Source organism: Pseudoalteromonas sp. MM1 (assembly GCF_030296835.1).
Classification (GTDB): domain Bacteria; phylum Pseudomonadota; class Gammaproteobacteria; order Enterobacterales; family Alteromonadaceae; genus Pseudoalteromonas.
On sequence record NZ_AP027922.1, the window covers coordinates 3,647,422 to 3,674,257 of the forward strand.

General features: G+C 44.0%; 16 protein-coding genes and 3 rRNA genes. 3 read left to right on the plus strand and 16 right to left on the minus strand.

Annotated elements, in window-relative coordinates; genetic code table 11:
- Nucleotides 1-4 precede the first annotated feature (4 nt).
- Together QUE46_RS16515 and QUE46_RS16520 are read left to right on the plus strand one after the other, a co-directional pair.
- The gene (locus QUE46_RS16515) at nt 5-1,405 is read left to right on the plus strand and encodes a 5-methyltetrahydrofolate--homocysteine methyltransferase (protein ID WP_286245666.1); all 1,401 of its coding nucleotides are present in this window, start codon (nt 5-7) and stop codon (nt 1,403-1,405) included.
- A 155-nt stretch (nt 1,406-1,560) separates the two neighbouring features.
- Nucleotides 1,561-4,782 (plus strand): S41 family peptidase, encoded by a 3,222-nt coding sequence (locus tag QUE46_RS16520; protein WP_286245667.1) that lies wholly within the window; start codon nt 1,561-1,563, stop codon nt 4,780-4,782.
- 356 nt (nt 4,783-5,138) lie between these two features.
- Here QUE46_RS16520 and QUE46_RS16525 read toward each other — a convergent pair whose 3' ends face one another.
- From QUE46_RS16525 to QUE46_RS16540, 4 genes are all read right to left on the minus strand, one after another.
- Entirely contained in the window at nt 5,139-6,437 is a 1,299-nt protein-coding gene (locus QUE46_RS16525) for a DEAD/DEAH box helicase (protein ID WP_286245668.1), read from the minus strand.
- A 159-nt stretch (nt 6,438-6,596) separates the two neighbouring features.
- Nucleotides 6,597-7,787 carry an alpha/beta hydrolase-fold protein gene (locus QUE46_RS16530; RefSeq protein ID WP_286245669.1) on the minus strand — a complete coding sequence of 397 codons (1,191 nt, stop codon included), beginning with the start codon at nt 7,785-7,787 and terminating at the stop codon, nt 6,597-6,599.
- A 110-nt stretch (nt 7,788-7,897) separates the two neighbouring features.
- On the minus strand, nt 7,898-9,718 hold the full coding sequence (gene glmS, locus QUE46_RS16535) for a glutamine--fructose-6-phosphate transaminase (isomerizing) (protein ID WP_286245670.1): 1,821 nt from the start codon (nt 9,716-9,718) through the stop codon (nt 7,898-7,900).
- 46 nt (nt 9,719-9,764) lie between these two features.
- On the minus strand, nt 9,765-10,529 hold the full coding sequence (locus tag QUE46_RS16540; protein ID WP_286245671.1) for a DeoR/GlpR family DNA-binding transcription regulator: 765 nt from the start codon (nt 10,527-10,529) through the stop codon (nt 9,765-9,767).
- 153 nt (nt 10,530-10,682) lie between these two features.
- Here QUE46_RS16540 and QUE46_RS16545 point away from each other — a divergent pair, with 153 nt between their 5' ends.
- Complete coding sequence (locus tag QUE46_RS16545; RefSeq protein WP_286245672.1) at nt 10,683-11,210, plus strand: sugar O-acetyltransferase; 528 nt, start codon at nt 10,683-10,685, stop codon at nt 11,208-11,210.
- A 787-nt stretch (nt 11,211-11,997) separates the two neighbouring features.
- On the opposite strand, the gene rrf is transcribed toward QUE46_RS16545, so the two are convergent.
- From rrf to atpE, 12 genes are all read right to left on the minus strand, one after another.
- Nucleotides 11,998-12,112, minus strand: a 5S ribosomal RNA gene (rrf, locus tag QUE46_RS16550).
- A 204-nt stretch (nt 12,113-12,316) separates the two neighbouring features.
- Nucleotides 12,317-15,201, minus strand: a 23S ribosomal RNA gene (locus QUE46_RS16555).
- Nucleotides 15,202-15,492: 291 nt separating this feature from the next.
- Nucleotides 15,493-17,026, minus strand: a 16S ribosomal RNA gene (locus QUE46_RS16560).
- Together the 16S, 23S and 5S rRNA genes form the textbook arrangement of a ribosomal RNA operon.
- Before the next feature lie 592 nt (nt 17,027-17,618).
- Entirely contained in the window at nt 17,619-19,412 is a 1,794-nt protein-coding gene (locus QUE46_RS16565; RefSeq protein ID WP_286245673.1) for a choice-of-anchor I family protein, read from the minus strand.
- Nucleotides 19,413-19,554: 142 nt separating this feature from the next.
- A complete protein-coding gene (gene glmU / locus QUE46_RS16570; RefSeq protein WP_286245674.1) occupies nt 19,555-20,913 on the minus strand; it encodes a bifunctional UDP-N-acetylglucosamine diphosphorylase/glucosamine-1-phosphate N-acetyltransferase GlmU in 1,359 nt (452 codons plus the stop codon).
- Between the two features lie 248 nt (nt 20,914-21,161).
- A complete protein-coding gene (locus QUE46_RS16575) occupies nt 21,162-21,584 on the minus strand; it encodes a F0F1 ATP synthase subunit epsilon (protein WP_058548205.1) in 423 nt (140 codons plus the stop codon).
- 13 nt (nt 21,585-21,597) lie between these two features.
- Entirely contained in the window at nt 21,598-22,983 is a 1,386-nt protein-coding gene (gene atpD, locus QUE46_RS16580) for a F0F1 ATP synthase subunit beta (protein WP_055016220.1), read from the minus strand.
- A gap of 33 nt (nt 22,984-23,016) precedes the next feature.
- Complete coding sequence (atpG, locus tag QUE46_RS16585; RefSeq protein ID WP_286245675.1) at nt 23,017-23,877, minus strand: F0F1 ATP synthase subunit gamma; 861 nt, start codon at nt 23,875-23,877, stop codon at nt 23,017-23,019.
- Between the two features lie 60 nt (nt 23,878-23,937).
- On the minus strand, nt 23,938-25,479 hold the full coding sequence (atpA, locus tag QUE46_RS16590; RefSeq protein ID WP_055016218.1) for a F0F1 ATP synthase subunit alpha: 1,542 nt from the start codon (nt 25,477-25,479) through the stop codon (nt 23,938-23,940).
- Between the two features lie 14 nt (nt 25,480-25,493).
- On the minus strand, nt 25,494-26,027 hold the full coding sequence (atpH, locus tag QUE46_RS16595) for a F0F1 ATP synthase subunit delta (RefSeq protein ID WP_004588073.1): 534 nt from the start codon (nt 26,025-26,027) through the stop codon (nt 25,494-25,496).
- 16 nt (nt 26,028-26,043) lie between these two features.
- Nucleotides 26,044-26,514 (minus strand): F0F1 ATP synthase subunit B, encoded by a 471-nt coding sequence (gene atpF, locus QUE46_RS16600; protein WP_004588072.1) that lies wholly within the window; start codon nt 26,512-26,514, stop codon nt 26,044-26,046.
- Nucleotides 26,515-26,556: 42 nt separating this feature from the next.
- Nucleotides 26,557-26,790, minus strand: a complete 234-nt coding sequence (atpE, locus tag QUE46_RS16605) for a F0F1 ATP synthase subunit C (protein ID WP_004588071.1) — start codon at nt 26,788-26,790, stop codon at nt 26,557-26,559.
- Between the last annotated feature and the right edge of the window lie 46 nt (nt 26,791-26,836).

Here is a 26,836-nt window from a genome sequence, read left to right on the forward strand (position 1 = left end):
AAACATGAAAAAACTATACAAATTAAAGCTTATTGCACTGGCTATTAGCACTACATTTATTACAGCCTGTGGCGATGCCCAGACCAATATTGTAGAAAAAGACCCGATTGTTGTAGAAGACGAGCACGATCATGACGATGATGATCACGACCATGATGATGGCTACACAATTGATTCATTAGGCAGATTAGCTGTGCTTGCAGGCGATAGCAACGAAGCCAGCTTTTATGACCTAGATGACAACGCTTTACTTGAAACATTTACCCTGACGAATGATTCAAACACGCTATCGTCATCACCTGATTTTCGTTATGCCGTTATTGCAAGCCGCGCACAAGATTACTTAGGTTTTATTGATGGTGGTTTATGGCGTGAAGACCATGGCGAGCATTTACACGACTATGAGCAAAGCCCAGCGGCTAGTAGCTATGAGATAACAAGCGGTAGCCGCCCTACTCACCTTGTAAAACAAGACGGCCAATTAGCTGTTTTTTATGATGGTGATGCAGACTCAGGTACGGTTGCCTCTGTTGAAGTATTAACAGATAACGACATAACAAGCGTAACAGCAACGCTACCGGGTATTAGCTACGATATTAATATGCACGGCGTAGCAGAGCCTCGCGGTGAGCATTTATTATCAACACTTCGCCGTGATGACAGCGAAAGCACATCGGTTGCTAAAGTACTGCCAGACCAAGTAGGTGTTTATCATTTTCATGATGGTGAATATGAGCTAGAACAAACCTTAGACGTTACGTGCCCTGATTTACACGGCGCGGCACAAAACCACGACTACGTAGTATTTGGCTGCAGCGATGGTGTGTTATTAGCCCACCAGCACGATGATGAATACGAAGCTGAAAAAATAGCGAACATTGCAGCCGTTGGCGATTTACGTATTGGTAGTATTTATGGCCACGAAGATAGCGAGACCTTTATTGGCGTAGCATCTGGCCATGGTGGCGGCGAAGCCGTAATTGTCACTATTAACCCAGCAACAGCACAAATGGAAGAACTAGAGTGGCAACTAGCCGATGGCGCAAGTGCTGTGTCGTACTCTTTTTCTGCCCATGGCGAGCACTTTTTAATATTAGACAGCTTAGGCTTTTTAAATGTATTTAGCGCACACGACCATGATGGTGAAATGCATTGGGAGCTTGAAGGCCAAGTAGATATTACCGAGCAAGATGTATCAACCATGCCAGAGGGTATGAGCTTTAGCATGACAGTGGCACAAAATGGTCAGTTTGCTTATGTAGCAGACCCTATCGCTCAGCACGTTGTGCAAGTACACCTTGAAGACTTAGAAATTGAAAGTGAGGTTGAGCTTACTTTTGCTCCTAGTGCAATTACTTGGCTTGGTATTGCGCAAGAGGAAGAAGAAGACGATCACGACCACTAATTTCACTTTTTAAAAAGAGTACTCCCTTGAAGGTTGGTGTTTTAATGCCAACCTTTTTTTATTCACATTTTGTAACAGACCTTTTATCGCAAGTGCATCGCTATTTATAACCTTATTGTTATGATGTAACCGCTATTAATATAGGATGTAATCCCATGAAAAAATTAACAACATTGGCGCTTGCCTTGGCTGCAGTTATTGCACCGAGTGTATCGGCCTATGAAACTAAAGACACACGCTTACTTCGCTTTCCTGATATTCATAACCAAAACGTGACCTTTGTTTACAGCGGCGATATTTATATTGCCAATACACAAACCGGCGAAAGCAAACGTTTAACCGACCACATTGGTTTTGAAACATTTCCTAAATTTTCTCCTGATGGTAAGCGCATTGCGTTTTCGGCTGAGTATAACGGCAGCCGCCAAGTTTATGTGATCAACAGCGATGGCTCAGGCCTTAAGCAGCTAACCTACTACAACGATGTTGGCCCAATGCCGCCGCGTGGTGGTTTTGATTACCGCGTTTTAGATTGGACCGCCGATGGCAAAAATGTAGTGTTTAGAGCTAACCGCACACCATGGGGTAAACGTATGGGCCGCCCTTATATGGTCCCTGCCGACGGTGGCCTTGAGCAACCTTTAGCTATTCCAGAAACTGGCGGCGGTATGCTATCGCCAGATGGCAGTAAGTATGTTTATACGCCCATTGACCGTGAGTTTCGTACCTGGAAACGCACCCGCGGTGGCCGTGCGCAAGACATATGGATTTACGATTTAGAAAATAACACCTCAGAGCAGCTTACTACTAACCGTGCAACCGACCAGCAACCTACCTGGGTTGGCGACAACATTTATTTTGTATCTGACCGTGATTACACACTAAACCTTTACCAATACCGCAAAGGCAATGAGCCTAAAAAGCTTACCAACTTTAAAGACTTTGACGTACTTTGGCCTTCAGCAGGCCCTAATGCGGTAGTTTACGAAAACGGCGGTTACTTATATCGTTTTGACGCAAAAACACAAAAAAGCACTAAGCTGAGCATTAACATTGCTGGAGTGCGCCAATACGCTATGCCGTACAGCAAAAATGTAAGTGACTTTATTGATTCTATGTCGATTTCTCACGATGGCAAACGTGCTGTATTTACAGCTCGTGGCGAGCTATTTAGTGTACCCGTTAAACAAGGGCCTACGCGTAACTTATCGTACACAGGTAAGAGCCGTGAAATAGACGCAAGCTGGTCGCCAAATGGACGTTACATTGCTTACATGAGCGATGAAAGCGGCGAGTACGAAATTTACTTAAAAGATCGCAGTAAAAATAATGCCATTAAACAACTCACTAGTAATGGCACTATTTGGCGCTTTACGCCTATTTGGTCACCCGATAGCACTAAGTTATTGTTTGCAGATAAAAACCACACACTGTGGTGGTTAGATGCAAAATCGGGCAAGCAACACAAAATTGATACCGGCATTTACGACGAAGACGGCATTACTCAATATACGTGGTCGCCTAATAGCCAAGACATTGTGTATGTTAAAAATAACAAAAACCGTTATGCCTCACTGTGGCACTACAACCTTAAAAAGAAAAAGGTAACGCGCCTAACAGACGAAATGAGTAACGAGCAAAACCCAACCTTTTCGCCAGATGGCCAATACCTTTACTTTAGCTCTGAGCGCGACTTTAACCTTGCCTTTAGCAGCTACGAGTTTGACTACATGTTTAACCGTGCCACCCGCATTTATGCGGCTGCAGTAAACGACAGCGTTAAACCGCTTATTGCCTTACAAAGTGACGAAACCACGATTGTAAAAGATAAAAAAGACGAAAAAGAAGACGACAAAAAAGTTAAAAACGCACTGCAAAGCAGCAACTTTATGCAGCGTGTTACCGCGCTCAATGCACCAGCGGGCGATTACCGTGGTTTAACCGCAGTAAAAGACGGCGTACTGACACTTGCCAATGGCGGTTTACAACTTATTGGCACCGAGCACAATAGCGAGCTTGAAACCGTTGCTAAAGGTGTTAGCCATTACACTATTTCGAGCAACAGCGAGCATCTGCTTGTACATACAAGTGGCGGTTACAGCTTAATTGAGCCGAAACCAAAGCAAGACCTAAACGCCAATAAGCTAGATTTAAGCAAAATGACGCTTAAAATTAACCCGCAAGCGGAGTGGCAACAAATGTACGTAGAAGGCTGGCGCACACTGCGTGACTGGTTCTACGACGAAAACCACCACGGCCAAGATTGGGATGCTATTTTAGCTAAATACCAACCTATGGCTGATGCCATTAGCCATCGTAGCGACCTTGATTACATACTGAGTGAAATTGCCGGCGAAATTAACTCAGGCCACATTTACGTGCAATCGGGTGATATGCCAAAAGCCGAGCGTAAAAACCACGGTTTATTAGGCGCTAAGCTTGCAAGCGATCCATCGGGTTACGTAAAAATAGAGCAAATCTTCAAAGGTGAAAACTGGCATGACGATTTCCGCTCACCACTGGGGACTACAGGCGTAAAAGCACATAACGGCGATTACATAATTGCGGTAAATGGCCGCTCGGTTAAAGACGTGGCTAACTTTTACGAACTCCTTGAAAACACTCAAGGCGAGCAGGTAGAGCTGGTGCTAAACAACAAACCCCGTAGCAAAGGCGCGTGGCAAGTAACTGTAAAACCGGTCGCCAGTGAGCAAGGCCTGCGTTATTTAGACTGGGTTAACTCGCGTGCAGCCTACGTTAATAAGCTATCAAATGGGCGTATTGGCTACGTACACCTGCCAAATACCGCGTATGAAGGTAACCGCGCCATGTTCAAAAACTACATGCCGCAAACCACCAAAGACGCCATGATTATTGATGACCGTTACAATGGCGGTGGCTATATTCCTGAACACATGATCACCTGGCTTGCACGTAAACCACTTAACTATTGGAAACGCCGAGGCACTGAGCCGACTAAAACGCCACAGTTTGCACACGACGGCCCTAAAGCCATGCTAATAAACGGCTATTCAAGCTCAGGCGGTGACGCAATTCCTTATTACTTCCGCCAAGCGGGTTTAGGTAAGCTAATTGGTACGCGTACCTGGGGTGGCTTAATTGGTATTTCTGGTAACCCAAGCCTGGTAGATGGCGGGCAAGTCATTGCTGCTACATTCCGTATTTTAGACAACAATGGCAACTGGATTATAGAAAACGAGGGCGTTGCACCTGATATTAAAGTGGTTGACCGCCCAGAGCTTATTTATAAAGGCCAAGATCCATCAATAGAACGTGCTGTACAAGAGTTATTAAAGGAGCTTAAAGCAAACCCTAAGCAACCTTTAGTGGTGCCACCAGCTCCGTCTAAGTTTTAATTTGCTGTATAGCAATATTAGCTAGGGCGTGTTGATCTTTGATGGTTGAATTTGCAGCAGCATGTTTGGTTTTTAGGCAAGGCAGAGCCTATGTAGTGTGGTTATTCCCCATAAATAGGCGATAACGCAGCATAAATGCCAAACATGCGCTGCCCTCTGGGTTCTTTCTAGGGACGATTAACTCTTTGTTGCTCGGTTTTTACTTAGCCCACTAGGTTACAAACCTCGCGCCGCGATTTAATCGCCCCTAGATTGAACAAATTTCAATCCGCAAAGGTCAACACGCCCTAATAAAAACCCTGCAAATTTGCAGGGTTTTTAATAACTCGAGTTTAATGATTTATATGTATTAAGGCTTATCTTTTTCTCCAGCCGCTCCATACATCATCTTCTTGGTTGGCTTTTTTCTTCTTTTTCTTACCTGTGCCTTCAGGCTTTGCCATTGGCTTTTCGTTTTTAAGCGCTTGTGCTGCATCACGGTTTGCTTGGTTTACCGCAAAACCGGTTACTTCCTCACGCTCTAAACGTAGTTTGTTTTTCTTCTCGATTATTTTAAAGTGATGAAAGTCTTCATAATCAATTAACGATAACGCTAAACCCACTTCACCGGCACGGCCGCTTCGGCCAATACGGTGCATGTAATCAGCGGGGCTGCGCGGTAAGTTAAAGTTAATAACAACAGGCAGTTTGGCAATATCTAAACCACGGGCTGCAATATCGGTGGCAATAAGTACTTCTATTTCGCCCGCTTTAAATTTTTCTATTACGCGAGTACGCTCACTTTGGCCTTTATCACCGTGGAAAACTTGTGCGTTAATACCACGCTTTTCAAGCTTACCCGCTAAGTGCTCACAGTCTTTTTTAGCGTTTACAAAAATAAGTGCTTGGCGCCATTTATGTGCTTTTATTAAATGCGCTAAAACCGTGGTTTTTTCGCCTTTATTAACCGTAAATACACGCTGTACTAAGGTGCTTTCGTCTTTACTTTGAACTTGTATTTCAACTGGGTTGGTTAACAGCTCTTGCGTTAATTGTGTAACTTGCTCTGGGAAGGTTGCTGAAAACAACATAGTTTGTTTTTTAGCAGGCATAAGCGCTAATAGCTCGGCAAGCTCTTCGGTAAAGCCAAGGCTTAGCATGCGGTCGGCTTCATCAAGCACTAGGGTTGCTACTTTATCGAGCTTAATCGCATTGCTTGAGATTAAATCGAGCAAACGCCCTGGCGTTGCAACAATAATATCGGCGCCGCCGCGCAGTGCCTGCATTTGTGTATTAACCGACACACCACCAAACACCGCAACCGTTTTAATTGCGCCATTAAAATTAGCAGAATACGATTTAACGCTATCGGCCACCTGCGTTGCAAGCTCACGGGTAGGTACCAAAATAAGCCCCGTTACAAAGTTACCTTTGCTCGCTGTTTTTTTAGCGCCTTGCTCTACAAATAACTTTTGTAGCATAGGCAAAGCAAACGTTGCTGTTTTACCTGAGCCAGTATTAGCCCCCGCAATTAAATCGCTACCAGCAAGTACACTTGGAATCGCCTTAGCTTGAATTGGCGTAGGTTGGTTATATTCCAAATCGGTTAAACGAGCTTGTAGCTCTGGAATAAGGCCAAGATCGTTAAAGGTACTAGGGCTTGTTGCTGAGGTCATGAATATTACGGGCTCATTGCTAAAAATGTAGCCTGTAATTTTAGCGTATTTAGCGCTTATTAAGTAGGGATTAGTGATTTTAATGTTTTTATAGGTAACAGCTGCGTGTTGTAAAGGTAACTGTAAGCGCAGGCTACCCCTGCGCTTTATCCATTTACATTACTGCGTTTTATTTAACTGTGTTTGTAATCTACTTTTAGTCTCTTTTAAGGCATCTAAATAGGGGTATGTGGTATCTACAACATTTAAAGCCGCTTCTATTTCAATAAGAGCCTGTTTTATATTACCTTGTACCTCATAGCTATAACCTAACCCCCATAGTGCATCAACAGATTGTGGGTGATGCTTAACATTATGCTTAAATACTGCCACAGCACGCTCATATTGCTGCCTATTTACTAGGTTGTAACCAAGTTGCCTAACCGCACTCTCTGGGGGGGTTATTTGCTCCCCCCATTGCTGAGATAATGTTTGATAATAAACATTAATAGATTCTATATCATCGCTTAAAGCACTCATGGGCATTTGTTTAGGTAAAAACAAATTATGGTAGGCATTAAAAGCCCCTGCAGCCGATGTTAAGTTATGCGATACATTTTCAAATGCATCATTGTAAAAACGTAAATTTGGCAAGTTATTAGATTGCAAAGCTTGCTGCAGCTCATTGTATCGCTCACGCATTAAGCCAGCTTCTTCGCCAATATTTATATAAACATAGTTATTCAGATCTTTTGATTTATTGATAAACGACTTAGTCGCTTTTACCGGTGCGCCATAGTTCCACCAAACGGCAGGGCTGTAAGCAATGTGTGCTTGAAAAAGCTCAGGGTTAGCTTGCATAGTATAAAGTGCAAACACGCCTGCTGCTGAGCCCCCAGCAATTACATTGAAGTGATGCGTGCGATAGTTTTTATTAATCAAGGGCATAAGTTCTTGCTCAATAAATGCTAAAAATTTTGCTGCACCACCCCCTTCACCAACAGGGCCTTGTGGTTCTTTATTAACTGTGGGGTATAAATCTCTTAAGCGATTGGTACTTTCAATAGCGACAATAATAACCTCTGGCGCACGATTATCATTTTGTAAACGCTCCATCACTGCACTTATAAGCGGTATGTTACCCGCGCCATCAAGGCGATAAATGACCGGATAAACTTTGTTTGGATTAGCTTGATAGCTCTTTGGAAGCTTGACTACAACTGTGCGTTCTTCATTTAAAACGGCTGATTTAATAGTATGTGTTTGTTGCGTATAACTAATGGTTTGCTGTTTTAAATCAGGCTCTGCAAGTGTGCCGCTAGAATAAAATATAAATAAACTACATATAAAAACAGCGGTTAATAAACGCATGACTAATCCTTTAGAAAATAGTGTGTTATTTAATCTAACAGGCTTTGAAGTACAAAAAAAGGCGCATTAAGCGCCTTTTTATCTTTAACAGGTGTCGCAACCTACTGATTTTACTCAACCGTAACCGATTTAGCTAAGTTACGTGGTTGGTCAACGTCAGTACCTTTAATTACTGCTACGTAGTACGACAGTAACTGTAATGGCAATGTGTAAACAATTGGCGCAATAATGTCGTCAGTGTGGTTTACGTTGATTACACGCATTGTGTCGTCTGACTCAAAGTGTGAATCTTTATCTGCGAATACGTAAATAATGCCGCCACGTGCGCGTACTTCTTCTACGTTTGATTTAAGCTTTTCTAATAGCTCATTGTTTGGTGCTACAACAATAATTGGCATGTCGGCATCAATAAGTGCAAGTGGCCCATGTTTTAGCTCGCCCGCTGCGTAAGCTTCTGCGTGAATGTACGAAATTTCTTTAAGTTTAAGCGCACCTTCCATTGCAATTGGGTATTGCGAACCACGGCCTAAAAACAGTGAGTGGTGTTTATCGGCAAATTCTTCTGCAAGGTCTGCAATGCCATCAGCTAGTAGTAATGTTTCTTCAAGCTTAGCGGGTAGTACTTTTATAGCATTTACAATAGCACTTTGATCAAGCTGTTTTTCTTGCGCTATAGACGCAGTAAGCATTAACAAACCAACTAATTGTGTGGTAAATGCTTTAGTAGAAGCAACGCCAATTTCAGCGCCGGCTTTAGTCATAAAGGCAAGGTCAGATTCGCGTACAAGCGATGAGCCTGGTACATTACAAATGGTCATTGAGGCCATGTAACCTTGTTCTTTAGCTAAGCGTAATGCAGCTAGCGTATCGGCTGTTTCACCCGATTGTGAAATAGTCACAAGTAGGCTGTTTTCGTGTACATACGATTGGCGGTAACGAAACTCAGAGGCAATCTCAACATTACAACTAACGCCTGCAAATTGCTCAAGCCAATAACGGGCAACCATACCTGAGTGGTATGACGTACCACAGGCAATAATTTGTACGTGTTTTACGTCTTTAAATATTTGTTGAGCGCTGTCACCAAAGGCATCAATTGCTACGCGGTCGTCGTTTAAACGTCCCTCAAGGGTATTACGTACCGCAAGTGGTTGCTCGTAAATTTCTTTTAGCATGTAGTGGCGGTAGTCACCTTTGCCTGAAGCATCTTGCGTGATGTTTGATTCAATAACTTCACGCTCAACCGCGTTGCCATTTTCATCAAAAATTTCTACTGTGTCGCGGGTAATACGCGCTACGTCGCCTTCTTCTAAAAATATAAAGCTGCGAGTAACTGGCAATAGTGCTAACTGATCAGAAGCAATAAAGTTTTCGCCAAGGCCTAAACCTATAACAAGTGGGCTACCTGAGCGCGCTACAATGATTTCATTATCGTTTGCTTTATCAAATACAACGGTACCAAATGCACCTTCAAATTGCTTAACCGCTGCTTGAACAGATGCAAGTAACGTAGTGTGTTGCTTACGAAGCTTATGAATTAAGTGCACCATTACTTCGGTATCGGTTTCAGATAGGAACTCGTAACCTTCTTCTTTAAGCGATGCGCGTAGACTTGCGTGGTTTTCAATAATACCGTTATGTACAAGTGCTAGCTGATTGTTTGATACATGCGGATGAGCGTTTTCTTCAGTAACGCTACCGTGTGTTGCCCAGCGAGTGTGTGCAATACCTGTATGGCCGCTAACGCCGGCTTTTTCTAGTGCAGCTTCTACGTTTACTACTTTACCTACTGCTTTTACAGTATTTAGCGTAGAGCCTTCTAAAAGTGCTACACCGGCAGAGTCGTAGCCACGGTACTCAAGACGTTTAAGCCCTTCAACTAAAATTTTATTTACTGGACGTTCTGCAACTGCCCCAACTATTCCACACATAGTGTCTCCATTAATTTTTTAATTCTAGTAACTCACTTTGTAGCTACTAATCAATAATCTCTGCACAAATTAGTTTTACACCACACGCCTCAATCGCTTTGCGTTTATCATCTGCTAAGCCAGTATCGGTTATTAAAGTGGTTACTATTTTCCACGGTAATTCTAAATTTGGTATTTTTCGGCCAATCTTATCTGATTCAACCATAACGATTACTTCGCGGGCTGCTTTTGCCATTACTTGGCTTAAGCCGACTAACTCATTAAAGGTAGTAGTACCGCGTTTTACGTCTATGCCGTCAGCACCAATAAATAGCTGATCAAAGTCATAAGAGCATAATACGTTTTCGGCAACTTGCCCCTGAAACGACTCAGAATGTGGATCCCACGTACCGCCGGTCATTAAAAGTGTTGGCTCGTTTTCAAGTGAAAGTAAACGGCTCGCCACTTTAATCGCATTAGTCATTACAACTAACCCGCGTTTACTTGCAAGTTCTGGGATCATGGCCGCCGTAGTACGCCCGCTATCAATAATAATGCGGTTATGATCTTTTATAAGAGCAGCTGCAGCCTTAGCTATTGCTACTTTTCGCTTAGAGTCTATTTCGTCACTTACAATTTCTTTAGGCAGTGCAATAGCACCGCCGTAACGGCGCAGTAACAGGCCACTTTTTTCAAGCGCGGTTAAATCTTTACGAATGGTTACTTCAGATGTTTGAAACTGCTCAGCAAGCTTTTCTACAGCCACTTCACCTAGCTCATTTACCTGAGTAAGTATTAAATAACGACGCTGCTGTGTGTTTCGTTTAGTCATAAAGTAAGATATTAAGTTTCGTTTCGAAAGATGTGCAATTTTAAACGAAACAAGTTAAATGGCAAGTGAACGAGCAAAAATAAAGCAGCTTTCAACGAGTAATAATAAAGGTAAAATAGCTTTAGCATCTCTTAACTAAACAAAGAAACCATAATGCAGCCATTTAATAGCTTAAACAAAGAGCTTTTAGCCCTACGTAAACAAACAGGAGAGATATGCCGACTCTTTAATAAAAGCCCGAGTAAAGGTAATTTAAAGCGTATTAAAGAACTATTCGCCCAATGCGGTGAAGGGGTAATTATAGAATCAGGTTTTCATTGCGATTATGGTAATCAAATAACGATTGGTGATCGTAGCTTCATAAATATTAATTGTACTGTATTAGATGCCCCAATTAGTGAAGCTTCAATAACAATTGGTGATGACTGTTTAGTTGGGCCAAACGTTCAGTTGTTAGCGGTATCCCATGCTGTTAACCCTACACAGCGGCTCAATAAAGAAAATTTTGCATCACCCATCACAATAGGTAATAACGTGTGGATTGGCGCGGGAGTTATTGTGTTAGCGGGTGTTACCATTGGCGATAACGCAGTAGTTGGCGCGGGTTCTGTCGTTACCAAAAATGTAGAGGCAAATACAGTTGTTGCGGGTAATCCCGCCCGAGAAATAAGAACACTATAATTTTAATCAATATGTTTTTTTAGCGTTGGGAGTCACTAGATCGCCTGACCTAGATGGTAGGTGTTGGGTGGGTATGTATTACGTGTGCTTATTTTACTTTTATTCAGATAGCCAAAATACTATTCACAAAGAGGCGCTTCGCTTAGGAGACGCTACGCTTTAGAGAAGAAAATGCTGAATATTACTTTCCTTCAGACGCAAAAAAGCCGCTTCATTTCTGAAGCGGCTTTCTCGTATTTGGATCCAGTGCGTTACGCAGTAGAATGTCGTGGTGCCCACAGAGGTAGCGAGCCACATAGCAAAGTACCCTTAATGTTTTTTAATGGGATTCAATGGGCACTGAGGTGGTCGTCGCGTTCTTTTACCCGTGGGTTTCGTGATACTCAACCCACGCTACGAAGTACAGGTTGACGCTGTGCAGCTGATAACTGACGGCTGATAGCTAATATTTTTACTTTCCTTCAGACGCAAAAAAGCCGCTTCATTTCTGAAGCGGCTTTCTCGTATTTGGAGTCGGTGCGCTACGCAGTAGAATGTCGTGGTGCCCACAGCGGTAGTAGCCACATAGCAAAGTACTCTTAATGTTTTTAATGGGATTCACTGGGCACTGAGGTGGCCGTCGCGTTCTTTTACCCGTGGATTTCGTGATACTCAACCCACGCTACGAAGTACAGGTTGACGCTGTGCAGCTGATAACTGATGGCTGATAGCTAATAGCTAATATTTTTACTTTCCTTAAGACGCAAAAAAGCCGCTTCATTTCTGAAGCGGCTTTCTTTTATTTGAAGCCTGGTAATGTCCTACTTTCACATAGCAAATGCTACACTATCATCGGCGCTGTTTCGTTTCACTACTGAGTTCGGCATGGAGTCAGGTGGGTCCAAAACGCTATTGTCACCAAGCAAATTTGGTGCAAAGGATTAATGACAAGCACGTAGTGCTGCTTTTTCCTTTGCGCAAGGTGCCTCAATGTTAACGCTACGCGCTAAGAGTCACCTCATAAATCTGGAAAATATCTGATAATATTTTTTAAGTCTTTCTAAGTAATATCTACTTTAGTCATTAACTTCTGTCTAAACTGTCGCATAAAACGCGTTTGGCGTTGTATGGTTAAGCCTCACGGGTAATTAGTACAAGTTAGCTTAATGGCTCACACCACTTCCACATCTTGCCTATCAACGTTGTAGTCTTCAACGGCCCTTCAGAGACTTTAAAAGTCTAGTGAGAAATCATCTCGAGGCCTGCTTCGCGCTTAGATGCTTTCAGCGCTTATCAGTTCCGAACGTAGCTACCGGGCAATGCCATTGGCATGACAACCCGAACACCAGCGGTTCGTTCACTCCGGTCCTCTCGTACTAGGAGCAACCCCTCTCAATTCTCAAACGCCCACGGCAGATAGGGACCGAACTGTCTCACGACGTTCTAAACCCAGCTCGCGTACCACTTTAAATGGCGAACAGCCATACCCTTGGGACCGACTTCAGCCCCAGGATGTGATGAGCCGACATCGAGGTGCCAAACACCGCCGTCGATATGAACTCTTGGGCGGTATCAGCCTGTTATCCCCGGAGTACCTTTTATCCGTTGAGCGATGGCCCTTCCATTCAGAACCACCGGATCACTATGACCTACTTTCGTACCTGCTCGACGTGTCTGTCTCGCAGTTAAGCTGGCTTCTACCATTACACTAACCGTACGATGTCCGACCGTACTTAGCCAACCTTCGTGCTCCTCCGTTACTCTTTGGGAGGAGACCGCCCCAGTCAAACTACCCACCAGGCACTGTCCGTAACCCCGATTCAGGGGCCAACGTTAGAACATCAAAACTACAAGGGTGGTATTTCAAGGACGACTCCACAAAAACTAGCGTCTCTGCTTCAAAGTCTCCCACCTATCCTACACATGTAGGTTCAATGTTCAGTGCCAAGCTGTAGTAAAGGTTCACGGGGTCTTTCCGTCTAGCCGCGGGTACACAGCATCTTCACTGCGATTTCAATTTCACTGAGTCTCGGGTGGAGACAGCGTGGCCATGGTTACACCATTCGTGCAGGTCGGAACTTACCCGACAAGGAATTTCGCTACCTTAGGACCGTTATAGTTACGGCCGCCGTTTACCGGGGCTTCGATCAAGAGCTTCGTCCGAAAACTAACCCCATCAATTAACCTTCCGGCACCGGGCAGGTGTCACACCGTATACGTCATCTTGCGATTTTGCACAGTGCTGTGTTTTTAATAAACAGTCCCAGCCACCTGGTCACTGCGGCTCCCGTCCGCTTAGAGAGCAAGTCTCATCACAGATAGGAGCGTACCTTCTCCCGAAGTTACGGTACGATTTTGCCTAGTTCCTTCACCCGAGTTCTCTCAAGCGCCTTAGTATTCTCTACCTGACCACCTGTGTCGGTTTGGGGTACGATTCGGTATAATCTGAAGCTTAGAGGCTTTTCCTGGAAGTATGGCATCAGCAACTTCATCACCTTGGTGACTCGTCTCGTGTCTCAGCCTAACAGCAACCCGGATTTACCTAAGTCGCTAGCCTACTCACTTTCACATGGACAACCATCGCCATGCTTGCTTAGCCTTCTCCGTCCCCCCATCGCAATTATACCAAGTACGGAAATATTAATCCGTTTCCCATCGACTACGCCTTTCGGCCTCGCCTTAGGGGTCGACTTACCCTACCCTGATTAACATGGGATAGGAACCCTTGGTCTTCCGGCGTGCGGGTTTTTCACCCGCATTATCGTTACTCATGTCAGCATTCGCACTTCTGATACCTCCAGCAACCCTCCCGGGTCACCTTCAACGGCTTACAGAACGCTCCCCTACCACTCATCCTAAGATGAATCCGCAGCTTCGGTGCATAGTTTAGCCCCGTTACATCTTCCGCGCAGACCGACTCGACCAGTGAGCTATTACGCTTTCTTTAAAGGATGGCTGCTTCTAAGCCAACCTCCTGGCTGTCTGGGCCTTTCCACATCGTTTCCCACTTAACTATGACTTTGGGACCTTAGCTGGCGGTCTGGGTTGTTTCCCTCTTCACGACGGACGTTAGCACCCGCCGTGTGTCTCCCGGATAGTACTTTACGGTATTCGGAGTTTGCAAAGGGTTGGTAAGTCGGGATGACCCCCTAGCCTTAACAGTGCTCTACCCCCGTAAGTATTCGTCCGAGGCTCTACCTAAATAGATTTCGGGGAGAACCAGCTATCTCCCGGTTTGATTAGCCTTTCACTCCTAGCCACAGGTCATCCCCTAACTTTTCAACGTTAGTGGGTTCGGTCCTCCAGTTGATGTTACTCAACCTTCAACCTGCCCATGGCTAGATCACCGGGTTTCGGGTCTATACCTTGCAACTATTCGCCCAGTTAAGACTCGGTTTCCCTACGGCTACCCTAATCGGTTAACCTCGCTACAAAATATAAGTCGCTGACCCATTATACAAAAGGTACGCAGTCACCCTCGAAGGGCTCCTACTGCTTGTACGTACACGGTTTCAGGTTCTATTTCACTCCCCTCACAGGGGTTCTTTTCGCCTTTCCCTCACGGTACTGGTTCACTATCGGTCAGTTGGGAGTATTTAGCCTTAGATGATGGTCCACCTATATTCAGTCAAAGTTTCACGTGCTCCGACCTACTCGATTTCACTCAAAATGCGTTTTCATGTACGGGACTATCACCCTGTATCGTGGCACTTTCCAGAGCCTTCCATTAACACATAATCAGCTTAAGGGCTGTTCCGATTTCGCTCGCCGCTACTTTCGGAATCTCGGTTGATTCCTTTTCCTACGGGTACTTAGATGTTTCAGTTCTCCGCGTTCGCCTCGTTAACCTATGTATTCAGTTAACGATACCTGCAAGCAGGTGGGTTTCCCCATTCGGAAATCCTAGTCTCAAGCGCTTTTTACTAGCTTGACTAGGCTTATCGCAAGTTAATACGTCCTTCATCGCCTCCAACTGCCAAGGCATCCACCGTGTACGCTTAGTCACTTAACCATACAACCCAAACGGGTCTTTGTTCGTGACAGTTTAACTTCGCCAGAAGTTAATATTGAATACTAAAGTAGATACCAATTAATCACGAATGATTAAATTGGCACTGAATGATACTGCTATCATTCTTTTTTACTTTTGAAAACTCTGTACAAATAACACTGTTATTTATACGAATTTTATTATCAGCTTTTCCAAATTTTTAAAGAGCATATTAATCAGTTAAACCCAAAGGATAAAACTAACTAACAATCATCTGTGTGGACACTACAAACAAATAAGTTCTAAATCGTATAAGGAGGTGATCCAGCCCCAGGTTCCCCTAGGGCTACCTTGTTACGACTTCACCCCAGTCATGAATCACTCCGTGGTAAACGTCCTCCCGAGGGTTAGACTATCTACTTCTGGAGCAACCCACTCCCATGGTGTGACGGGCGGTGTGTACAAGGCCCGGGAACGTATTCACCGCGTCATTCTGATACGCGATTACTAGCGATTCCGACTTCATGGAGTCGAGTTGCAGACTCCAATCCGGACTACGACGCACTTTAAGTGATTCGCTTACTCTCGCGAGTTCGCAGCACTCTGTATGCGCCATTGTAGCACGTGTGTAGCCCTACACGTAAGGGCCATGATGACTTGACGTCGTCCCCACCTTCCTCCGGTTTATCACCGGCAGTCTCCTTAGAGTTCTCAGCATTACCTGCTAGCAACTAAGGATAGGGGTTGCGCTCGTTGCGGGACTTAACCCAACATCTCACAACACGAGCTGACGACAGCCATGCAGCACCTGTATCAGAGTTCCCGAAGGCACCAAACCATCTCTGGTAAGTTCTCTGTATGTCAAGTGTAGGTAAGGTTCTTCGCGTTGCATCGAATTAAACCACATGCTCCACCGCTTGTGCGGGCCCCCGTCAATTCATTTGAGTTTTAACCTTGCGGCCGTACTCCCCAGGCGGTCTACTTAATGCGTTAGCTTTGAAAAACAGAGCCGAGGCTCCGAGCTTCTAGTAGACATCGTTTACGGCGTGGACTACCAGGGTATCTAATCCTGTTTGCTCCCCACGCTTTCGTACATGAGCGTCAGTGTTGACCCAGGTGGCTGCCTTCGCCATCGGTATTCCTTCAGATCTCTACGCATTTCACCGCTACACCTGAAATTCTACCACCCTCTATCACACTCTAGTTTGCCAGTTCGAAATGCAGTTCCCAGGTTGAGCCCGGGGCTTTCACATCTCGCTTAACAAACCGCCTGCGTACGCTTTACGCCCAGTAATTCCGATTAACGCTCGCACCCTCCGTATTACCGCGGCTGCTGGCACGGAGTTAGCCGGTGCTTCTTCTGTCAGTAACGTCACAGCTAGCAGGTATTAACTACTAACCTTTCCTCCTGACTGAAAGTGCTTTACAACCCGAAGGCCTTCTTCACACACGCGGCATGGCTGCATCAGGCTTGCGCCCATTGTGCAATATTCCCCACTGCTGCCTCCCGTAGGAGTCTGGACCGTGTCTCAGTTCCAGTGTGGCTGATCATCCTCTCAAACCAGCTAGGGATCGTTGCCTTGGTGAGCCATTACCTCACCAACTAGCTAATCCCACTTGGGCCAATCTAAAGGCGAGAGCCGAAGCCCCCTTTGGTCCGTAGACGTTATGCGGTATTAGCAGTCGTTTCCAACTGTTGTCCCCCACCTCAAGGCATGTTCCCAAGCATTACTCACCCGTCCGCCGCTCGTCATCTTCTAGCAAGCTAGAAATGTTACCGCTCGACTTGCATGTGTTAGGCCTGCCGCCAGCGTTCAATCTGAGCCATGATCAAACTCTTCAATTAAAAAGTTTTTTGTCTTTCGACAGCTCAATGAATTCTGAATTTATTTAATATCTTTCGATATTGAATTGACTGTGCTGAATAACTACCTAAGTAATTATTCTGTTGGTCACTCAGTTTCAATTGAGACTCTAAATTTGTTTGCTTCACTACCTAAGTAGCTTGGCTGTTAGAACTCAATCTGTACGAGTGCCCACACAGATGATTGCTTTATATTGTTAAAGAACGTTGCGACGTTGTCGCTAGGGATGCGTATAATACATCCTTTATTTTTCGAGTCAACACTTAATTTTAAACTTTCTTGCGATGATTTAAAACCGAAGTTTTACTTAACTCTCTGAGCAGCTCCTGCCTCGCTATGCTTCAGCGTTTCCCGTCTCAGTGGGGTCGCATTATAGGGAGATTCGAGCGGGGGTCAATGTTTTATTTCAGCTTTTTGACAAATAAATGAATTTAGTATGAAACGCATACAAATAAAGGCCTGCGGGCTGATTTTAGATTAAAAAACGCGCATATTAAGTCGCTATTTTACAGCTAGTATTTGCGCGTTAGAAAAAGCAGTACATTTAGTAATCGCTGTACTGCTTTATTGGTTTTAATTTACTGCAATTTGCCATACAGCTATAGAACCTGAGATCTCATTACCTATTATAAGGAGTGGTTTTTCAGTGGCACTTTGCTCAGCCGGTACAAATACCATGCCTTCGGGTGCAAGGTCGCCGGTTATATCAGCTCCCTCTATTACACCTCGGTTATAAAAGTAATCTTCAAATTGCACATAGTAAGGGTTGGTAATATCGTAAACCATAATCCCACCCATACGCTCAAGACCTATAAAAGCAAAGGTGCGTTCGCCAATAGTACCTATTGTTAGCGCTTCGGGTTCTGCGCCTTTATCATCTGAGCGTGTATCGCCTTCGTTTTCATCTTCATTATTATTAAAGGCTTCGCCATGAACCGATGCCGTAATGCGACCTATGTCGTCGCCTGAGTCAAACACCACCAGCCCATTACTGTCCCAGATGGTAAACGAGCGTGCACCATAGGCATAAAGCGATTCGTACTGACCGTCGTCATTCGTATCCCCCTTAACAGTACTTACTTTTAAACGGCCTATATCGTCATCGTCGTTATTTAAGTAGTCAAAATTAGCAGCAAGCGTTAAACCTTCAACGCGGCTTTCATCTATATAGGCAAGACAGCCGTCATCTTCATCGTAATCTAGGCCGCCCTTTGCTGTGCAGTCTGCTTCGTCTGTTGTATCAAAGAAATATTCACGTGCATCACCTTCATTTGCCGACACTATAAAGTTTGCACCTTTCCAGCTAAAGCTTGAGATTGTATCTGGCTGATACATACCATAAAGCCCTGGGTACGATTTAAAATTAACACCGCCGTCTTTATCTGATGCGTCTATTTGCAAGTTAGACCAATCTTTAAATCCTAACCCTTTTAGCTCTACGCTATTATCTTCTAGGTTAATAATAGCGAGACCGTTATTTTCTTGAATTGATATATAGGCATATTTGTTATCTTTAGAAATGCTGACGTACTCAGGCTCTAGGTCCATAGCAACTGTTGTATTTATTTCATTTCCATTAATTGTTCGCCCTGTGGGGTTGGCAAAAACTAGCCCTTTCTCTTCAAGCTCAGTTTGTTGATTGTTATATGCAGTAAAATCAATATTGGTGGCCGTATCGGCAATTACGCCACTTTCTATATTAATAACACTGATAGAGCCCTCAGGGTCGATACTGTAATCGCCATTAGGCTCACCTTCATTGGCTACAACCACTTTTGTACCGTCGTGGTTAAAAGTCACCATGTCAGGTAAAAAGCCCGCTGGTACATTTTTTATGAATGCGGGTGCATCGCCGCTTATGTCGTAAAATGCAATTTGACCCGCTTCGCCCACATTTTTAGCAGCCATAGCCACAGCTAGTAATTGGTTAGTTTCATCTATTGCTATGCTGTTGGCATCGCCTGAGGTGTTGTCGTTTAAGGTAAGGGTAATGGTTGATGTTAGGTTAGTTGCACTCACTATCCCTTCGTTATCTTGAACAAGGGCCGCCGTATCAAAGGTATCGGCGGGTATAATATTCACTACTGCTTCATCACCAGAGCTATTAATAGCGTAAATCCACTTTTTAGATGCTTGATAAGCGACGATTTCGGCTGCACCTTCGGGGCTTTGGGCATTAAGTACGGCTCTGCCGACTAAGCTTATATTTAACGCCGAATTTGCATTGATGCCGTTAGTACCATTTTGACCCGCTGTACCTTGTTCTCCTTGAATACCTTGCATGCCGTCTTGGCCGTCATCTCCATCTAGTGAGCAACCCGTTAATATTGATATGAGTGAAAGTGCGATAAGTGACCTTTTAAACATTGTTATTTTCCTTCGTGTTGTATTGGGTAAATATCAACACACAGGTATGACAAAGTTATGGCATTTTTATTTTCATTAGATTTCGGCAATAAAAAAGCGAGTGTTAAACTCGCTTTAATTATCTAATGATGAATGGTCATTATTATTTTTTAACTGGTCGTTTCCAGCCAGTTAAATTACGCTGTTTAGAACGTGCTATTGCAAGCTGTTCATCTTCAACGGTACTGGTGATCACAGAGCCTGCACCTACCGTTGCGGTTGCACCAATGTTTACTGGCGCAACGAGCGATGAGTTAGAACCAATAAAGGCGTTATCACCAATAATGGTTTTTGCTTTATTAACCCCATCGTAGTTACAGGTAATAGTACCTGCGCCAATATTCACTTTTTCACCAATTTCAGCATCGCCTAAGTAACTTAAGTGGTTTGCTTTAGAACCCTTACCTAGTCGGGTTTTTTTCATCTCTACAAAGTTACCAATATGCGAGTCTTCTTCCATTACCGCACCTGGGCGTAGGCGAGCATATGGGCCCAGCGTACATTTAGCCGCTACGCTTGCATCTTCAATCAGGGTATTTGCTTTTATAACTACGTTATCGCCAATAGTACAGTTTTTAAGTACACAGTTAGGGCCAATTTGTACGTTATTCCCTAGAGTTACATTACCTTCAAAAATAACGTTTATATCAATTAATACGTCTTCGCCTGTTTTAACGTCGCCACGTACATCTATACGAGCAGGGTCGGCTAGGGTAGCACCATTTAACATTAACTCTTCTGCTTGCCATGCTTGATAAGCACGCTCAAGGCCTGCAAGTTGTACGCGGTTGTTTGCGCCTTCAACTTCCATTGCATGATCGGGCTGTGCTGACGTGATTTCTATACCTTCACTGTGCGCCATAGCAACGATATCTGTAAGGTAGTATTCGCCTTGTGCATTGTTGTTAGATAGATTGCCTAACCATGTTTTTAAAAGCTTGCCGTTAACCGCCATAATGCCGGTATTTACTTCACTAATAAGTAACTGCTCAGCGCTTGCATCTTTTTGCTCAATAATACCTACAAGCTTGCCATTTTCACGCAGCATACGGCCGTAGCCATTTGGGTTAACCAAGTTAACGGTTAATACCGCTAAACCATTTTTAGGTGTTGCAGCTAATAAGCGCTCAAGTGTTGATTGCTTTGTAAGAGGTACATCGCCGTATAAAACAAGTACGGTGTCGTCATCATTAATGTGCGGATTAGCTTGGGCTACTGCGTGGCCTGTACCAAGTTGATCTGCTTGCAGTACCCAGTTTACGTTATTATCGACAAGTTGTTGTTGTAATAGTTCGCCGCCGTGCCCGTAAACTAAGTTAGTGGTGGTTGCACCCAATGCCTTTGCATTATCTATAACGTGCTGCACCATAGGTTTACCTGCTACTTTATGCAGTACTTTTGGTAGAGCAGAACGCATACGGGTACCTTTACCCGCAGCAAGAATTACTGTTGTTAGAGCCATTAAAACAATTTCCTTTTTCCGTTGTTTTAGTGAGGAGTTAATGAAAGTAGCTTAACTAGATTACGCATGTCACTCCATGTGTACATACTCAGCCGTATTATAAAAAATAATGACTGAATCTATGATAAACAAACTATTCATAATAATTACACTTATTGTAACCAGCTTTGCAGATGGATATAAGTGTATAGCCAAATTACAAGCATAAAAAAGCCCACATAATGTGGGCTTTTAAAAACCGGATAGGCTTACTTTTTACGTAATTGCTGAATTACGCGAAGTTGTGCAATAGCTTCTGCTAGTTGCATAGCTGCTTTTTGATAATCAAATTCAGCAGCTGACGCATTAGCCATTTGGCTTTCTGCGTCACGCTTAGCTTGCTCTGCAGCTTGCTCGTCAAGGTCTTCACCACGAACAGCTGTATCAGCAAGTACGGTTACTATGTTCGGTTGAACTTCTAGTGTACCGCCAGCAATGTAGATCAGTTCTTCTTCACCAAATTGCTTAACTAAACGTACCATACCAGGTTTAAGGGCAGTTAGTAGTGGGGCGTGGCCGGCATTAACACCAAGCTCACCTTCACTACCAGATACTTGAATCGATTCAACTAGACCAGAGAACAAACTCTGCTCTGCGCTTACTACGTCAAGATGTACAGTCATAGCTGCCATACTACCCTCCTAATTACATGCTTTTAGCTTTTTCTTGAGCTTCTTCGATAGAGCCAACCATGTAGAACGCTTGCTCTGGAAGGTCATCGAACTCACCGCTTAGAATGCCTTTAAAGCCAGCAATTGTGTCTTTTAGTGAAACGTATTTACCTGGCGCACCTGTAAATACCTCTGCCACGAAGAATGGCTGAGATAGGAAACGCTGGATTTTACGTGCACGAGATACAAGTTGCTTATCTTCGTCAGAAAGCTCGTCCATACCTAGAATAGCAATGATGTCTTTAAGTTCTTTGTAACGCTGAAGAACTGTTTGAACGCCACGTGCTGTATCGTAGTGATCTTGGCCAATTACTAATGGGTCAAGTTGACGTGAAGATGAATCAAGTGGGTCTACCGCTGGGTAAATACCAAGTGATGCGATATCACGTGAAAGTACTACTGTTGCATCTAAGTGAGCAAAGGTAGTTGCTGGAGATGGATCCGTTAAATCATCCGCAGGTACGTATACCGCTTGGATTGATGTAATTGAACCAGTCTTCGTTGAAGCGATACGCTCTTGAAGTACACCCATTTCTTCAGCAAGTGTAGGCTGGTAACCTACCGCTGATGGCATACGACCAAGTAGTGCAGATACTTCTGTACCAGCTAGTGTGTAACGGTAGATGTTATCTACGAAGAAAAGTACATCGCGACCTTCGTCACGGAACTTTTCAGCCATAGTAAGACCTGTTAACGCTACGCGTAAACGGTTACCTGGAGGCTCGTTCATCTGACCGTATACAAGCGATACTTTATCAAGTACGTTTGAATCGTTCATCTCATGGTAGAAATCGTTACCCTCACGAGTACGCTCACCAACACCTGCGAATACTGAGTAGCCGCTATGCTCGATTGCGATGTTACGGATAAGTTCCATCATGTTTACGGTTTTACCTACACCGGCACCACCGAATAAACCAACTTTACCACCTTTAGCAAACGGACATACAAGGTCGATTACCTTGATACCAGTTTCTAAAAGCTCAACTGAACTTGATTGCTCTTCGTATGAAGGCGCTGCACGGTGAATAGACATACGGTCTTCTTCGCCGATTGGGCCAGCTTCATCAATTGGCTCACCAAGTACGTTCATGATACGACCAAGCGTTGCTTTACCAACTGGAACTTGAATCGCTTCACCTGTATTTTCTACCGCTGCGCCACGACGTAAACCGTCAGTAGTACCTAGTGCGATAGTACGAACAACACCGCCACCTAGCTGTTGTTGAACTTCTAAAGTCAAACCAGCTAAATCGCCATCTGTTACTTTTAGTGCGTCATATACGGCTGGCACGTTGTCTTGAGAAAACTCAATATCTACAACGGCACCGATAATTTGGACGACCTTACCTAAACTCATGTCTATTCCTCTCGTTAATCTTTGCCTGAAGCATTAAACTGCGGCTGAGCCTGAAACAATCTCACTAATTTCTTGTGTGATTGCCGCTTGGCGGGCCTTGTTATAAACAAGCTGTAACTCATCCATAAGGTCGCCGGCATTATCTGTTGCAGCTTTCATTGCAACCATACGGGCAGCCTGTTCAGAGGCAGCGTTCTCAACCACACCTTGGTATACCTGAGACTCAACGAAGCGTACAAGCAAAGACTCTAATATAGCGTCTGGGCCTGGCTCGTATAAGTAGTCCCATGTGTGGGCAGATACTTCTTCTTCAGCTTTTGGCAAAGGGAGTAACTGATCTATTGTTGGCTCTTGCTTCATGGTATTAACAAAGTTGTTATATACCAGGAATAAACGGTCAATTTTACCTTCAGAAAATGCATCTAGCATAATTTTTACAGGACCAATTACGTCTTGTACTGAAGGCTTATCTCCAAGGCCTGCTTTTTTAGCAAGCACTTGACCGCCAAAACGTTGAAAGAAGCTAGCCGCTTTGCTACCTAAAGTTGCAAAATCAGCGTCTACGCCTTTTTCTTTCCACGCTTTAATGTCTAATGCAACTTTTTTAAACTCGTTTGAGTTTAAGCCGCCACATAGACCACGGTCAGTAGAGATAACAATATAACCAACTCGTTTTACTTCACGCTCTTCTAAGAACGGGTGAGTAAAATCAAGATTTGCTTGAGCAACACGACCAATTACTTTGCGTAATTTGTCAGCGTATGGACGGCTTGAAGCCACTCGTTCTTGCGCCTTTTTCATTTTAGACGCAGCAACCATTTCCATTGCGCTAGTGATCTTTTGAGTATTTTTAATACTCCCGATCTTGCTTTTAATCTCTTTTCCGCTGGCCATGACTCTCTCTCCGAATCAAGGTGTGCTTTAGTAAACTAAAGCGCACCATTAATAACTAAATTACCAAGTTTGCGTAGACTTGAACTTCTCAAGAAGTTCTTTAAGTTGCGCTTCGATCTCGGCGTTGTAGTTACCAGTTTCATTGATTTGAGCCACAAGCTCTGCGTATGTGCTACTTGCATAAGAAAGTAAAGCCGCTTCGAAATCCATGATTTTAGAGATTTCGATGTCTTGTAAGTAACCTTTCTCAGCTGCAAATAACGACAAAGACATTTCAGCAACAGACATTGGTGCGTACTGTTTCTGCTTCATTAGCTCTGTTACACGCTCACCATGCTCAAGTTGAGCACGAGTAGCATCATCAAGGTCAGACGCGAACTGCGAGAACGCAGCTAATTCACGGTACTGAGCTAGGGCTAGACGGATACCGCCACCTAGTTTCTTAACGATTTTAGTTTGTGCAGCACCACCAACACGCGATACCGAGATACCAGCATTTACAGCCGGACGGATACCTGAGTTGAATAAGTCAGTTTCTAAGAAGATCTGACCATCGGTGATAGAGATAACGTTTGTCGGTACGAACGCAGAAACGTCGCCGCCTTGAGTTTCAATGATTGGCAATGCCGTCAATGAACCAGTTTGTCCTTTCACTTCACCATTAGTGAACTTTTCAACGTAATCAGCGTTTACACGCGAAGCACGCTCTAAAAGACGCGAGTGAAGGTAGAATACGTCACCTGGGTATGCTTCACGACCTGGTGGACGCTTAAGTAGTAATGAGATTTGACGGTAAGCAACAGCTTGCTTAGATAAATCATCATATACGATTAATGCGTTTTCACCACGGTCACGGAAATATTCACCCATAGTACAGCCCGAGAACGGTGCTAAGTACTGAAGTGCCGCAGACTCAGAAGCAGATGCTACAACTACGATAGTATTTGCAAGTGCACCGTGCTCTTCTAATTTACGTACTACGTTAGCAATAGTAGATGCTTTTTGACCAACCGCTACGTACACACACTTAACGCCTGTGTTCTTTTGGTTGATGATTGCATCGATTGCTAGTGCAGTTTTACCTGTTTGGCGGTCACCGATTACAAGCTCACGCTGACCACGACCAACTGGAATCATCGCATCAATAGATTTGTAACCAGTTTGAACTGGCTCATCTACAGATTGACGCTCGATTACACCTGGTGCAATTTTTTCTACAGGTTCAAAACCGTCGTTATCTAAAGCGCCTTTACCGTCGATAGGAGCACCTAGTGTGTTTACAACACGACCAAGTAAGCCAGCACCAACAGGAACTTCTAAGATACGACCAGTTGTGTATACTTTTACGCCTTCAGTAAGGTCAGCGTATGGACCCATAACTACTGCACCAATTGAGTCACGCTCAAGGTTTAGTGCGATAGCATAACGGTTGCCTGGAAGCTCAATCATCTCACCTTGCATACAGTCAGCTAGACCGTGGATGCGGATGATACCGTCAGTAACAGATACGATAGTACCTTCGTTACGAGCTTCACTTACAACTTCGAACTGCTCAATACGTTGTTTGATCAGATCTGAAATTTCAGTGGAATTAAGTTGCATGCTCTTTTTCCCAATTACGATTGTAGTGTTGTGGCTAAGCGGTTTAATTTACCGCGTACTGAGCCGTCGATTACAGTGTCACCCGCCTTAATAATAAGGCCGCCAACTACTGCAGCGTCTTCACTACAATTCAGCTTAACTTTGCGTGCGAAACGTTTTTCAAGTGTCGCTACCAATGACTCTTGCTGCGCTGCAGCAAGAGGGGTTGCCGAAATCACATCTACGTCGATTTCTTTGTCATACTCTGCTTTAAACGCAGCGAATAACTGAGCAACCTCAGGCAGTGCAATCAAACGTCCATTTTCAGCCATCACCTTCACTAGGTTCTGACCTTGTTCGTTGAGCTGCTCAGCACATAAGTTAATAAATAACTCAGCTTGTGCAGTAGCAGTAGGCAATCCAGCTAAAATGGCTGATGCTTGTTCATTGCTGGCAACTTCGCCTGCAAAAAACAACATGTCATTCCAGCTTTCAATTGTGCCTTTTTCAACGGCAAGTTCAAAAGCCGCTTTAGCGTATGGGCGAGCGATAGTAGTCAATTCAGACATGCTCATACCCTCCTAATTACAGCTCAGCGACAAGTTTTTCAACGATGTCACTATGTGCGGCTTGATTGATTTCACGCTCTAAAATTCTTTCTGCGCCAACCACTGCCAGAGTTGCTACTTGCTTACGTAGCTCTTCTGTTACACGGTTACGCTCTGATTCAATTTCAGAGTGCCCTTGAGCAATAATTTTTTCACGCTCTTCTTGTCCACGAACAGTTTCTTCGTCAACAATCAGCACGGCACGCTTTTTAGCTTGTTCAATGATATCTGCCGCTTGAGCTTTTGCATCTTTAAGCTGCTCTGCAGCTTTTTGTTGCGCAAGTTCTAAGTCTTTTTCGGCTCTATCAGAGGCAGCTAAACCATCTTCAATTTTCTTCTGGCGAGACTCAATTGCATCATTAAGTGGTGGCCATACATATTTCATACAAAATAGTACAAACACCGTAAACGCAATTAATTCACCGATAAGAGTGGCTGTTATGTTCACGACCGCTCCTCCTTAAAATAGTAAGCTGTTCAAAAAATAAAATTAAAGTACGAACAGGATTACCATTGCGATACCAACACCGATCATTGCTACCGCATCGATTAGACCAGCTAGGATGAACATCTTAACTTGTAATGAAGGTGCAAGCTCAGGCTGACGCGCACATGCTTCTAGGAATTTACCACCCATGTTACCGAAGCCGATAGCAGTACCGATTGCACCGAAGCCGATAAGTAAAGCAACTGCGATGTACTTAAGACCTAATACTAGTTCCATTTTTTTCTCCAAAGTTTCAATTGTTAAAGTTAAATATAAAAAGTGT